The sequence below is a fragment of the Ulvibacter sp. 2305UL32-6 genome (assembly GCF_058148545.1).
In genome coordinates this window covers 461,778-474,766 of record NZ_JBYVKA010000004.1, presented here as the reverse complement: position 1 = coordinate 474,766, position 12,989 = coordinate 461,778, and the positions used below count along the sequence as shown (strand labels likewise).

At 36.7% G+C, this 12,989-nt stretch carries 15 protein-coding genes; 7 read left to right on the top strand and 8 right to left on the bottom strand.

The features are described from left to right. The first annotated feature begins 42 nt into the window (after positions 1-42). The 5 genes from ACY2RU_RS14825 to dnaN all read left to right on the top strand — a co-directional run bounded on the left by ACY2RU_RS14825 (position 43) and on the right by dnaN (position 4,913). Complete coding sequence (locus ACY2RU_RS14825) at positions 43-876, top strand: SAM hydrolase/SAM-dependent halogenase family protein (protein ID WP_490139260.1); 834 nt, start codon at positions 43-45, stop codon at positions 874-876. A gap of 25 nt (positions 877-901) precedes the next feature. Continuing rightward, complete coding sequence (locus ACY2RU_RS14820; RefSeq protein WP_490139259.1) at positions 902-1,192, top strand: putative quinol monooxygenase; 291 nt, start codon at positions 902-904, stop codon at positions 1,190-1,192. Between the two features lie 34 nt (positions 1,193-1,226). After that, positions 1,227-1,946, top strand: coding sequence for a gliding motility-associated ABC transporter permease subunit GldF (gene gldF / locus ACY2RU_RS14815; protein WP_490139258.1), 720 nt, complete (start codon positions 1,227-1,229; stop codon positions 1,944-1,946). After that, complete coding sequence (gene gldG, locus ACY2RU_RS14810; RefSeq protein ID WP_490139257.1) at positions 1,943-3,640, top strand: gliding motility-associated ABC transporter substrate-binding protein GldG; 1,698 nt, start codon at positions 1,943-1,945, stop codon at positions 3,638-3,640. Before gldF ends, gldG begins: the two co-directional genes overlap by 4 nt. 154 nt (positions 3,641-3,794) lie before the next feature. Further along, positions 3,795-4,913 carry a DNA polymerase III subunit beta gene (gene dnaN / locus ACY2RU_RS14805; protein WP_490139256.1) on the top strand — a complete coding sequence of 373 codons (1,119 nt, stop codon included), beginning with the start codon at positions 3,795-3,797 and terminating at the stop codon, positions 4,911-4,913. Positions 4,914-4,977: 64 nt separating this feature from the next. On the opposite strand, the gene ACY2RU_RS14800 is transcribed toward dnaN, so the two are convergent. The 3 genes from ACY2RU_RS14800 to ACY2RU_RS14790 all read right to left on the bottom strand — a co-directional run bounded on the left by ACY2RU_RS14800 (position 4,978) and on the right by ACY2RU_RS14790 (position 7,216). Then, the gene (locus tag ACY2RU_RS14800; RefSeq protein WP_490139255.1) at positions 4,978-5,418 is read right to left on the bottom strand and encodes a DUF1573 domain-containing protein; all 441 of its coding nucleotides are present in this window, start codon (positions 5,416-5,418) and stop codon (positions 4,978-4,980) included. A 105-nt stretch (positions 5,419-5,523) separates the two neighbouring features. Further along, complete coding sequence (locus tag ACY2RU_RS14795) at positions 5,524-5,883, bottom strand: DUF4870 domain-containing protein (RefSeq protein WP_490139254.1); 360 nt, start codon at positions 5,881-5,883, stop codon at positions 5,524-5,526. A 115-nt stretch (positions 5,884-5,998) separates the two neighbouring features. Continuing rightward, a complete protein-coding gene (locus tag ACY2RU_RS14790; RefSeq protein WP_490139253.1) occupies positions 5,999-7,216 on the bottom strand; it encodes a GAF domain-containing sensor histidine kinase in 1,218 nt (405 codons plus the stop codon). Positions 7,217-7,586: 370 nt separating this feature from the next. On the opposite strand from ACY2RU_RS14790, the gene mnmE reads away from it, so the two are divergent. After that, entirely contained in the window at positions 7,587-8,999 is a 1,413-nt protein-coding gene (gene mnmE / locus ACY2RU_RS14785) for a tRNA uridine-5-carboxymethylaminomethyl(34) synthesis GTPase MnmE (RefSeq protein WP_490139277.1), read from the top strand. A gap of 75 nt (positions 9,000-9,074) precedes the next feature. Here the strand turns inward: mnmE and ACY2RU_RS14780 are convergent, their stop codons facing one another. Continuing rightward, positions 9,075-9,776: a Crp/Fnr family transcriptional regulator gene (locus ACY2RU_RS14780; RefSeq protein ID WP_490139252.1), complete on the bottom strand. Its 702-nt coding sequence runs from the start codon at positions 9,774-9,776 to the stop codon at positions 9,075-9,077. A gap of 234 nt (positions 9,777-10,010) precedes the next feature. Between ACY2RU_RS14780 and ACY2RU_RS14775 the strand changes: the two genes are divergently transcribed. Continuing rightward, entirely contained in the window at positions 10,011-11,660 is a 1,650-nt protein-coding gene (locus ACY2RU_RS14775; RefSeq protein ID WP_490139251.1) for a SulP family inorganic anion transporter, read from the top strand. Between the two features lie 14 nt (positions 11,661-11,674). Here ACY2RU_RS14775 and ACY2RU_RS14770 read toward each other — a convergent pair whose 3' ends face one another. From ACY2RU_RS14770 to ACY2RU_RS14755, 4 genes are all read right to left on the bottom strand, one after another. Continuing rightward, positions 11,675-11,911, bottom strand: a complete 237-nt coding sequence (locus tag ACY2RU_RS14770; protein ID WP_490139250.1) for a hypothetical protein — start codon at positions 11,909-11,911, stop codon at positions 11,675-11,677. A 112-nt stretch (positions 11,912-12,023) separates the two neighbouring features. After that, positions 12,024-12,398 carry a glycine cleavage system protein H gene (locus ACY2RU_RS14765; protein ID WP_490139249.1) on the bottom strand — a complete coding sequence of 125 codons (375 nt, stop codon included), beginning with the start codon at positions 12,396-12,398 and terminating at the stop codon, positions 12,024-12,026. Between the two features lie 26 nt (positions 12,399-12,424). Further along, on the bottom strand, positions 12,425-12,811 hold the full coding sequence (gene gcvH / locus ACY2RU_RS14760) for a glycine cleavage system protein GcvH (RefSeq protein WP_490139248.1): 387 nt from the start codon (positions 12,809-12,811) through the stop codon (positions 12,425-12,427). Beyond that, on the bottom strand, positions 12,771-12,956 hold the full coding sequence (locus ACY2RU_RS14755; protein WP_490139276.1) for a hypothetical protein: 186 nt from the start codon (positions 12,954-12,956) through the stop codon (positions 12,771-12,773). Before ACY2RU_RS14755 ends, gcvH begins: the two co-directional genes overlap by 41 nt. Positions 12,957-12,989: the final 33 nt, after the last annotated feature.

Genomic DNA, 12,989 nt, shown 5'->3' with positions numbered 1-12,989 from the left:
ATTTTTGTAGGTGTAGTTTTAACAAAATATCAACAATTTTCGATGCCCATAATTACTCTTACCACCGATTTTGGAGAAAAAGATCACTTTGTAGGTGCGGTAAAGGGCGCAATTTATAGCGAACTGGACAGTAGTAGAATTGTTGATATCTCTCATAGTATTTCGCCTTTTCACATTACGGAGGCCGCATATATTATTCAAAACGCATACGGGAGTTTTCCGCCAGGAAGCATTCATATAATTGGTATTGATTCAGAGTTGACACCCGAAAACAAACATATTGCAGTATTATTAGACGGGCATTATTTTATTTGCGCCAACAATGGTATAATTTCGATGCTTGCTTCGGAAATAAATCCAGAAAAAATAGTCGAGATCAATATACACGATCGGGTAATTTCTAATTTCCCTGTACTCGATGTTTTTGTTAAGGTCGCCTGTCATATTGCTCGCGGAGGAACATTGGAGGTAATTGGAAAGCCTATTTCAGAAATAAAACAAATTACAGGAATTAAACCCGTGGTCAACCAAAAGGCCGATCAAATTATTGGTAATGTTATCTATATTGATAACTACGGAAATGTGGTTTGCAATATTGCTAAGAAATTATTTGATGAAGTTGGCAAAGGTCGCCCATTCAATATAACTGCGCGAACGGCTACTTTTGAAAAAATTCATCATAGCTATAGCGATGCTATTAATTTTGATCAACCACAAGGAAAACGGGAAGAAGATGGCAAAAAGGTCGCCGTGTGGAATACAGGAGGCTATCTTGAGTTAGCTATTTATAAAAGTAACCCGTCGACGGTTGGGAGTGCTTCTACTTTGTTTGGCTTACATTTTCGCGATACAATAACAATCAATTTTGAATCATAAATAGTAATACTTTTACCCCTAACAGATGTTCACTAGAATAGTAAAAATGGAATTTAAAGCCGAAGAGATCCCAGGTTTTCTTGCTAATTTTGAAACAGTAAAGCAAAAAATACGAAATTTTCCTGGCTGTTTGCACCTTGCATTGCTTCGCGATAAGCAAGATCCCACCATTTACTTTACATATAGCAAATGGGAGGATATAAACGATCTAGAAGCTTACCGAAAGAGCGATCTTTTTAAGGGAGTCTGGGCAACAACCAAACCTAAGTTTCGTTCTAAAGCGCAGGCTTGGAGTGTAGATGTTGTAGATTTTTAACAATGAACATAAACGTTCTATTTGAATAAAAAAAATGATCCCCTTAATTAAAAAAGAAATAAACAGCTTCTTCTCAAGTCCTATGGGCTATTTGGTCATTGGCGTGTTTTTACTAATTAATGGGCTGTTTTTATGGGTTTTTAAAGGAATTTATAATATTCTTGATGCCGGATTTGCAGACCTTGGTGCCTATTTTGAACTCGCGCCTTGGGTACTTTTATTCCTCATTCCCGCTGTAACAATGCGTGCATTTAGTGATGAACTAAAAATGGGCACCTTTGAGATCTTGCGCACTAAGCCTATCTCGCTACGTCAAATTGTATTGGGGAAATATTTTGGAGCTGTATTTCTTATTATGATTGCAATTTTACCAACATTGCTGTATATCGTTACAATTTCTAATTTAGGAAATCCCCCTGGTAATTGGGATCTTGGCAGTACCCTTGGTTCTTACATCGGGCTCCTATTTCTAATCAGTGCCTATACGGGAATTGGTGTTTTTGCCTCTACCCTATCACAAAATCAAATTGTAGCCTTTATCATTGCAGTTTTTCTTAATTTCTTAATGTACTACGGTTTTGATGCTTTAGCGACAATGAGCGATCTAAGCGTTGGATTGGCAAGCATAGGAATGAAAACACACTTTGACAGCATTGCACGTGGTGTTATAGATACGCGCGATGTGATCTACTTTTTGAGTGTCGCTGCCTTATTTATTGGTTTAACCATTTTTAAACTTCGGAAAGGATCATGAATTCGAAGTATAAACATACCACTCAAATTACTTTATTGGTCATAGTGATCGTCTTGATCAATATCTTTGGAAGTTTTTTCTATCAGCGATTCGACCTTACAAAGGACCAGCGCTATACCCTTTCGGAAGTTGCCAAACAAACTGTCGCTACTGTAGATTCTCCCTTACTGATCGATGTTTTTTTACAAGGAAATTTTCCACCCGAATTCAGAAAATTACAAATTGAAACCACACAACTACTGGACGAGTTTGCAGCATATAATCCGAATGTAAAATACAATTATATAAATCCACTAGATGACGAAGAAAATGCAGCTGCCATGCAGCAGCAGATGCAGCAATTCGGACTCACAGCTGCGCAAGTAGAGGTTAAAGAAAATGGAAAGATCTCAACCGAACTGGTCTACCCATGGGCACTCGCTTACTACAACGGAAAAACGGTGAAAATTCCGCTTTTAAAGAATCAGTTAGGGGCTACTTCCGAAGAGCGTATCAATAGTTCCGTACAAAATTTAGAATATGCTTTTGCCGATGGCTTTAGTAAACTTACGCAACCAAAACGACGTAAAGTAGCGGTCTTAAAGGGAAATGGCGAATTAGAAGATAAGTATGTAGCCGATTTCTTTAAAACCTTAAAAGACTATTATTACATCGCTCCTTTTACTTTAGACTCTGTACAAACGGCCCCTCAAAAAACGCTCGAGCAGCTTAATACATTTGATTTGATCGTTGTCGCAAGTCCTACGGAACGCTTTAATGATTCTGAAAAGTATATTCTCGATCAGTATACCATGAATGGCGGTGCATCTCTTTGGCTAGTTGAAGGTTCTGAAATGATAACCGACAGCATTTCAGGCAAGACGTACGCTATACCTAAAGATCTCAATCTTGGGGATCTTTTTTTTCAGTATGGGATTCGTGTAGAACCTGATCTTATAAAAGATGTTTATGCGGCGCCCATAGTGCTTGCCAGCGGAAACGAGAATGACTCTCAATACAATAGATACCCCTGGTTTTATAGTCCGTTAAGCCAAAGTGCAAACAATCATCCTATTGTAAAAAATATCGAGGCTGTAAAATTTGACTACGCCAGCGCCATTGACACCTTGCCAAATACTCTAAAAAAGACCATTTTACTCTCGTCTTCCCCAATAACCAAGCGCGTTGGATTGCCTATAGAGGTTGATTTTGAAACAGAAATTCCGAATAATTTGAAGATCGTTAATGAAGGCCCTGATCCAAGCGTGTTTAAAGCAGGAGAAACGCCCTTAGCGGTATTGTTGGAAGGTTCCTTTACGTCGGCTTTAAAGAATCGAGTAAAACCCTTTAAGATTTCAGAACACAAAGATATCAGTGTTCCAACAAAAATGGTGATCATCAGTGATGGAGACCTAATTAGAAATCAATTAGACCGCGGCAGACCCTTAGAGTTAGGATTTGACAAAATGACCCAGACCTTCTACGGAAATAAAGAATTCTTGCTCAACACGGTGAATTATTTGTTGGATGACAACGGACTTATAAACATTCGAACTAAGGAAATTTCGGTTCCGTTTTTAGATCCTCAAAAAACCGCGGCAGAACGCAGCACCTGGCAACTTATCAATGTGTTGCTACCACTAGGTTTGTTGGCATTATTTGGTGTTGTTTTTAGCTATTTCCGAAGAAAAAAATACGCTACACCAAAAGGCTAGTAAGTGCCCTCTGCTGTTGATAAGTTAGTTTTAAGAAACGTCGGTTTTAGAATATATTTGTACTGCTCTGCTTTATCGCGATCATATGCAAAAAATTGTAAAGAACAGAGCGCAATTGTAAAATTAATAGCAGCCACTAGAAAAATATAAATACATGAAATTTATTGTATCAAGTTCATATTTGCTGAAGCAACTCCAAGTATTGGGCGGCATCATCAACAACAATAACACTTTGCCAATTCTCGATAACTTTTTATTCGAATTGGACGGAAATTCTTTAACCGTTTCTGCTTCAGATCTAGAAACAACTATCGCTTCTAAACTAGATGTTGAGAGCAGCGAGAAAGGTAGCGTATGTATTCCTGCACGTTTACTTTTGGATACTTTAAAAACATTTCCTGAGCAACCATTAACGTTCACGATCGAAGACAATAATACCGTTGAAATTAGTTCAAATCATGGGAAATACGCCTTAGCTTATGCCAGTGGTGAAGAATTTCCGTCGGCAGTTGAATTAAAAGATCCTTCATCTACTGTGATTCAAGGAGATATCCTAGCTACAGCGATAAGCAAAACCATTTTTGCTAGTGGAAACGACGATCTTCGTCCTGTGATGAGTGGTGTTTTCTTTCAGTTTTCTACGGAAGGATTGACCTTTGTTGCAACCGACGCGCATAAACTGGTAAAATATACGCGTGCAGATGTTCATGCTTCGCAAGCAGCTGAATTTATTATGCCGAAAAAACCCTTAAACCTTTTAAAATCGATCTTAGCGGGAAGTGAAGATGATGTTACTATTGAATACAATGAAAGTAACGCCAAATTCAGTTTTGATAAAACTGAGATGATCTGTCGTTTGATCGACGGAAAGTATCCAAATTACGAAGCGGTTATTCCGAAGGAAAATCCGAATAAATTAAGCATTGAACGCAATCAGTTTTTAAATAGCGTACGTCGTGTTTCGATCTTTTCAAATAAGACAACGCACCAAATTCGCTTAAAGATCGCGGGAGCAGAATTAAACATCTCTGCCGAAGATATTGACTACAGCAATAAAGCCGAAGAGCGTCTCACCTGTGATTATCAGGGAGATGATATGCAGATCGGTTTTAACTCACGTTTTCTTACGGAAATGCTAAATAATCTAACAAGTGATGAAGTTTCTCTTGAAATGAGTTTACCAAATCGTGCTGGAATTCTAACACCTGTTGATGGCTTAGACGAGGGCGAGCAAGTTACCATGCTTGTTATGCCGGTAATGTTGAATAGTTAATACTACCAATTAGCAAAAATAAAAAAGCCGCTTTTAAAACTAAAAGCGGCTTTTTTATTGATTATTACTCTCCTAGTTTATTTTCGGCATCTACAACTGTTCCTTTGATCTTTAAGACCTTACTGGGTGTTGTTGCGTTAGACAATACTGTGATGGTCTTAGAAAAAGCACCAATACGATTTGTAGCGTACTTGACTCCTATTTGTGCCATTTCTCCAGGCATGATAGGACCATTTGGTTTGGTTGGCACGGTACAGCCACAGCTTGTTTTTACATTGGTAATAATGATAGGCGCGTTTCCACTATTTGTAAATGTAAACGTTCGCTCGCCATTGGCGTTCTTTTTAATGGTTCCATAGTCAATAACTTCACTTTCAAAATCGAGAATTCCTTGTGCTGTGGCAGTTAGATTTTGAGCTTGCATTGTAGTAAATACTAAAGTGCAAACTAGAAAGAAGAGCATCGGTTTTAACTTGGCATTGATACTTGTAGTAATTGTTTTCATAAAAATTCGTTTTAGATTAATAAAAAACGAAAGTGCATAGAAAAACCCTTACTTCCGAAGAAACAAGGGTTGGTATAGGGTCTAGACCCCGTTTGATATTATATTTTACAAGAACTTGATCGTTCCAAAATAGGTAGGCTCTTCGCCATTACTTGCACGTACCGCATTTACAATTGGGATGATAAACGTAAGTAAACAAACCGCTGCTAAGGTCAATAAACCTAGTCCGAAAGCAAAAATAAGAGGAATACTTATAAAGGCCCAAAGGAGCATACTGAGTTGAAAATTCACGATCGATCTACCGTGTTCGTCCATGCCCACTACTTCATCTTTTTTAGTCAGCCAAATAATGAGTGGAACTATGAGTCCGCCAAAACCGGTAATATAGGTTAAGAGCTGAGACAAGTGAGTGATTACTAATAATTGGGTATCGGTGCGTTTTGCGCTGTGGTTGATTATTTCCATTTTGATTGATGTTTTGATTACACCCTATTAGTAACCAAACATTTAAAAATGTTACAACGATCTAAACTTTCGACTAATTTTTTCGTTGAAGAATACATATGGTTGACCAATATAGTTAGTCATCTTTATCGTTAGAATTGCCTGCATTTATTGGCATAATAAATTTAAAGGTAGTTTGCTCATCGGTAGAAAATGCTTCCATGGTACCCCCGTGTGCCTTTGCAATTTCTGATGAAATATACAATCCAAGGCCCAATCCTGATTTATTATTTTCTGAATTTGTTGTAAAGAAGGGTTTAAATAAATGGGTCATTTTCTCTTCGGAAATTTTATCCCCTGAATTGGATACGGCTATTGAAAATTGGTTATTGTCTGTCTTAATTTCTGTAATAATCGGCTTATCTACAGCTCCATGTTTAATAGCATTACCTAAAAGATTTGAGTAAAGTTGACCTACTCTATTTACATCACAATCAAAGTCTTCATCCAGATTTATATTAAAAAGGATTTCGTGTTGTGTATCAACAATTTTTATCTCTTTAGAAACCTGTTTTAGTAACTTCTTCAGTTTTTGCTTATTATTTGAAAGTTCCAATCTAATCCCATCGCCCAAATGTCCCTTGGCGAAATCGAGCAAATTGTCGATCAGTCCTTGCATACGATAGGATGTCGATTTAATTGTACTTGCTTGTCTTGCAGCCATTTCTGGAAGATTCATCTGTAAAAGAATATCTGCACACATTCTTGTTGTCCCAACTGGATTTCGCAAATCGTGTCCTAATATGGCAATAAAAGTTTCTCGCAATTCTCCAATGTGTTTTTCCTCTTGCAAACTTACAGTGAGCTCATTGAGTTGTTCGATTGAGTCGAGATGAAAGGAAATTAACTGTGTATAAAGCACAAACAAATCTCGTACTTCCCTATTTTCAAGCTTTGCTGGTTCCGGATCGATGGCGCAAAGTGTGCCAAAAAAGTCGCCGTTCTTTCTATAAATTGGGAAGGAAATATAACTTTGAAAGCCATATTGTGCCGGTGTGTGATGATCACAAAATTCAGCACTTTTATTAACTTCCTCAATAATTACAGGATTTGAGTGTTGTCTAATTTCGTTACAGATCGTGGTTTCCAAAACCAACTCGTCTCCCGTTTTGAGTCCGAAATTAATATCATCCTGCGAAACACAAGTAATCCACTTTTCATCCGTCACTCTCGCAACTGCAGCAAATCGCATTCCTGTTGTTTTACATATAATATTTAAAAGTGACGGAATCGCGCTAATTTGAACCACATTATCAATGTCATTCTGTAAAGCTGAACTTAAGGTCGTTTTCATTCGTAGTGAATTTGAAAATTAAATATACTATTATTTCAATGATGTCAATTGTTCCTTCAAAAAAGAAAGTATAATTAAATATTAACCAATAATATAGCTTGTAACAAGAAAGGCTACAATAGAAACTACGATAAAAATGACCAACGGAATGATAAGATTCTTATTGCTGTTTTCTGAAGGTCCTTTTTCTGTGCTCATGTTTTGATATTGTCAAATTAGAAAATTGCTGTACCATTTTACAGCAAGTTTCAAAGATAATACTTTTCAAAGAGCCACGTCATTCTTTCTAAAAGTAGCGTTTCGTCTCAGCTGTAATAGCGACTTAAATTTGTATTTTTGCACGATATAACACGAGGAGCCAAAAACAATGATGGAGCATAACGATACAATAGTAGCTTTAGCAACGCCCGCAGGAGCTGGTGCAATTGCCGTGATCAGACTTTCAGGTAAAGATGCTATTCGTATTGCTTCGGAAATTTTCTCGCCCATTTCAGGTAAGGTCTTTTCGGAACAAAAAACGCATACGGTTCATCTTGGTCACGTTAAAGACGGGAGTCGCATCATCGATGAAGTGCTGGCGACCGTATTTAAGAATCCCAAGAGTTATACTGGTGAAGATGTTGTAGAATTCTCTTGTCACGGAAGTGCATTCATTCAGCAGGAAATTATTCAACTCTCGCTTCGGAAGGGCTGTAGAATGGCGACCGCTGGTGAATTTACATTACGAGCTTTCCTCAATGGAAAAATGGATCTGAGTCAGGCAGAGGCTGTAGCCGACTTGATAGCGAGTGATAGTGAAGCTTCGCATCAACTTGCGATACAACAAATGCGTGGCGGATTCTCTTCAGAAATTCAAAAACTACGCGAAGAACTGCTCAATTTTGCCTCCCTTATCGAACTCGAACTCGACTTTGCCGAAGAAGATGTAGAGTTTGCAAATCGAGAAGAATTTCAAAAACTCATTTCAAAAATCACACTGGTCTTAAAGCGATTAATTGACTCATTTGCTACCGGAAATGTATTAAAGAATGGTATTCCCGTTGCAATTGTAGGCGAACCAAATGTAGGGAAGTCAACGCTTCTAAATGCACTTCTAAACGAAGAACGCGCCATTGTAAGTGATATTGCTGGTACCACGCGTGACACCATTGAAGATGAAATTACTATTGGTGGGATTGGTTTCCGGTTTATAGATACCGCTGGAATACGAGAAACTACTGATACTATTGAAGGACTTGGTATTAAGAAGACTTTCGAAAAAATGGAACAAGCTCAAGTAGTGATATTCTTAGTGAGTAGTGTTCCGTTAGTAACATCAAGTGAGGCAATTTCAAGTTTCAACATCGAAATTGAAAAAATAAAGAATCGCTTTCCCCAAAAGCAACTTGTTATTATTGCTAATAAAATCGATCAAATTTCCGAAGCGCAAAGAGAACAACTACTTCTTTCCTTGAATGCCATTGAAAGATCTCATGCCATTGCGATCTCTGCTAAGACGGGTGTTGGCGTGGAGGAATTAAAACTTACGCTACTCAATTTTGTCAATACGGGAGCTCTTCGTAATAACGAAACGATCGTGACCAATACACGGCATTATGATGCTTTATTAAAGGCGTTGGAAGAAATAAACAAAGTACAGGAAGGTATCAATGCAAACTTAAGCGGCGATCTTATGGCGATCGATATTAGACAGGCCCTTTATTATTTTGGTGAAATTACGGGTGAAATTACCAATGACGATCTCCTTGGAAATATTTTTGCTAATTTTTGTATTGGAAAGTAATCTGTTTTAATACTAAAGTAACACCCTTTACGTGTTAATAATTAGACTTCCCGCTTTGAATAAACAGTCTTTCTCCTATTCAAGTAAGTTGACATCCAGATTTAGCAATTTAAGTATTTGCTCCTTATTTTTTATATAAATTACTCGTTTATCAACTTCTATGATCCCTTCATCTTTAAACTGCTTGAGGCTTCTTCCTAGACTTTCAGGGGAAGTTCCTATAATATTTGCCAAATCTTCCCGTGTTAGATCAATCCCACTACCTTCAGCATGTTTTTGAAATCTATGCTCTAAAATAAGCAGATTAATTGCCAATCTCGCATTTAGGTTTTTTTGGGCCAATACTGCAATGATATTGGCAAGAACTCCAAACTCATGTCCTATGTTTTTTGTAAAAGTTCGTTGCAAAGCCGGAATATCTATCAGTAGTTGAAAAAAGGCATCTTTAGGAATAAAATTAATTTCTAGATCCACTAGTGCCTCACAGGAATCTTGATAGCGCTCTTCACCAAATAAAGCATGATATCCCAAGAAATCACCTTTAGTGTAGATATAAAAAATCTGTTCTACACCAGAAAAACCACGCTTAAATTTTTTAGCCTTTCCACTCTTGATCTGAAAGATCCCAGTAGGAATGCCATCTTCATAAAACAACAAGCTTCCTTTTTTTATGATCAATGGCTCCATAGAACCATAAACTCTCTTTTTTTCTGCAGACGTTAATCCCTCAAAAAGGAGCTCACTTTGAAAATCAAATTTCGCATAAAGATCTTTCATTGTTCAAATATAGAATAAATCATATAATTTTAATAACATTTGTTATGTTTATAAATAACATATAATATCTTTGTATTAACTTATTTCTGTAACAACCTCGTAAATACTATATCATGCAGTATTTATTACTGCTCTTAGGTCGTTAGCATAAATTACGTATTGCTATAAGTTATTAAGAAATATTGAATCACGGTTTACGATCAAATATTTAAAACTATAATCACGATAAGAACGATGGGGAAAGAATTTGTACCAAAATTATTTTCTCTTTTAAAACAAGGGATTTCAAAAGAAACAGTAACCAAAGATATTCTATCTGGGATAATAGTAGGTATCGTTGCTTTGCCCTTGGCAATAGCTTTTGCTATTGCTTCTGGTGTCTCTCCTGAAAAAGGTATCGTAACAGCGATAATTGCAGGAATAATTATCTCTACTTTCGGTGGAAGCAGGGTTCAAATTGGTGGTCCCACAGGCGCTTTTATTGTGATCGTTTATGGTATTGTACAGCAATACGGAACAGATGGACTTACCATCGCTACCTTTATGGCTGGTTTTATTATAATTGGATTTGGATTAGCACGGCTAGGAAATTTGCTGAAATACATCCCCTACTCTCTTATTGTAGGTTTTACCAGTGGAATTGCACTTATAATTTTCTCATCCCAAATAAATGACTTTTTTGGTCTTCACATTGCTAAGGTCCCGGCCGATTTTATCGATAAATGGACGGTATATTTTAATAATTTCCATAAAATTAACTGGTACGCAATTGCTATTGCTGCTGGTACTATACTGGTTACACTCTATTTTCAGAAATTAGTAAAAAAGATACCCGGCTCTATTATAGCCATTGTAATTTCAACAGTAATTGTTGTATTGTTTGACATACCCGTAGATACAATAGAAAGTAATTTTGGCACGATTCCAAATAAATTAGGACTTCCGCGTATTCCGAAGGTTAATTTTGACACCATTCAGTCACTTATACAGCCCGCCTTTGCCATCGCTATTTTAGGAAGCATAGAGTCGCTTCTCTCGGCTGTGGTTTCAGATTCAATGATTGGAGGAAAACACCGTTCAAATATGGAATTAGTAGCTCAAGGAGCAGCAAACGTTGTGTCGGCTCTCTTCGGTGGAATTCCGGCAACGGGAGCAATTGCTCGAACAGCAACCAACGTAAAAAACGGAGGGAGAACGCCAATTGCGGGAATTGTTCATTCTCTGGTATTACTTGCTATCATGCTTTTAGTTGCACCCTATGCTAAACTTATTCCAATGTCGTGCTTGGCTGGTATTTTAATGGTTGTAGCTTACCATATGAGTGAATGGAAACAGTTTCGATCTATTTTGAAAGGAAACAGAATGGATATTATTATTCTGCTCACAACTTTTATTCTTACTGTTGTTTTTGATCTAGTAATTGCTATTGAGATAGGTATTGTACTTTCTAGTTTTATCTTTATGAAACGCATGAGCGAGTCAGTAAATATTCAGAATTTTTCTTCAGAAAACGATACCGGAGAGCACCTCTTTGATGAAGAACTATTAGAGATTCCAAAGGGCGTAGTTTTATATGAAATTAACGGTCCGTTGTTCTTTGGAGCAGCAAGACAGTTTCAGGAAACCATAACCAATACGCATTCACAACCCAAAGTTATTATTATAAGAATGCGATATGTTCCATTAATTGATGCCACTGGATTTCAAAGTATTAAAGAAATTATCAAAACCTATAATGCTAGAAATATAAAAGTTATAATTTCAGGTATTGGAGAGTCGCTTCGGAAGGATTTTGAAAAGAATGAAGTGTTTTCTTTTATAGAAAAAGGACATGTTGTAGAAGAAATCCATCTAGCAATTGAAAAAGCGAAAGGTGCATTATGACGATACTGATTCTTCTAAGATCGAAGTGCATTATGTAGGTGTGATCGCAGCTCATCTATGGCTTTAATTTCATCCTGCTTTTTATAGGCAGGTAAGCTATTTATAAAACCTAAAAAATAGAGTTGATATATTTCGTCAGTTAGAATATTATCTTTAGTCACATTCGTAAAACCAATTATTTTTAATTTTTTAACGCCTTGTTCTACTAAGAAGGTCTTTTTTCTAATAACTAAGTCTATGTTTTCAACCATCGTGATCAAAATTTATTTTCCTATTTTTCGCAAACTCTAGGTCAAGTCTTTTCCACATTTTAAGCATAGATCTTAAAATCTGAAAAGCAATTAATACTATAGCTCTTAAAAATCATTGGGTGAGTTTCTTATAGTCTTGAGAAGTTAACAAGGAGTTGGCCTCTATATTAGTCGTTATAATAGCAAACCAATATTGATAAGGAGCTGTGTTTATATATGCCGTATGCGTAAATAAGGATTTATTTTGTTCTACGATCTTACAGTCAAAAGGGGCAATTAATTTAAAGGTTTCATTTATTCCATATACCACTCCCCAAGTAGTCCCTTTATTTAGGGAGTTCTCTTGTGTGGTTAATTCTATAAAATCGATTGTTCCAATTTCCTTTTGACAAAAATCGGTTATTCCAATATAAAAGTCATGTGTACCTATTTTCTGCAACCATAAGTGTTGCTGAGTGTAATAGATATTTTTTGGAATCTGTAGCATCTTGACATGAATTTCGCATTACTTGTCTAGGAGCCAATTAATAAGGCATAAGCATCTGCTGTTAACAAGTTTTCTGTTTCTGTTTCTGTATCTGTCTCTATTTTTAATTTCACCATCCAACCCTCACCATATGGGTCTTCATTGACTAATTCCGGGTTAGATTCTAATTGTGGATTAAATTCTAAAATCACTGCAGTTATGGGTAGAAACAGATCCGATACTGTTTTTACGGCTTCAACGGTTCCGAAGACATCATTCTGCTTTAAACTTTCACCCACAGTGTCAATTTCTACATAGACGATATCTCCTAATTCTTTTTGGGCAAAATCTGTTATTCCAACATAGACAATATCTTGATCTATGCGTACCCATTCATGATCGTTTGTATAGAGAAGGTTTGATGGTATTTTCATTTTTTTTATTTAATTTTTTCTGAGCTTTTGGACATACAACATCGCTATGAGCACAGTAAACACAGCAATCATTGGTGTCTTTAACACCAAAAACGGTATGACAGAATACACATTTGCTATTAATATGCTTTCCTATTAGCGGCATTTGCTTCTGGTATTTAGAACCGCAATTAGGACA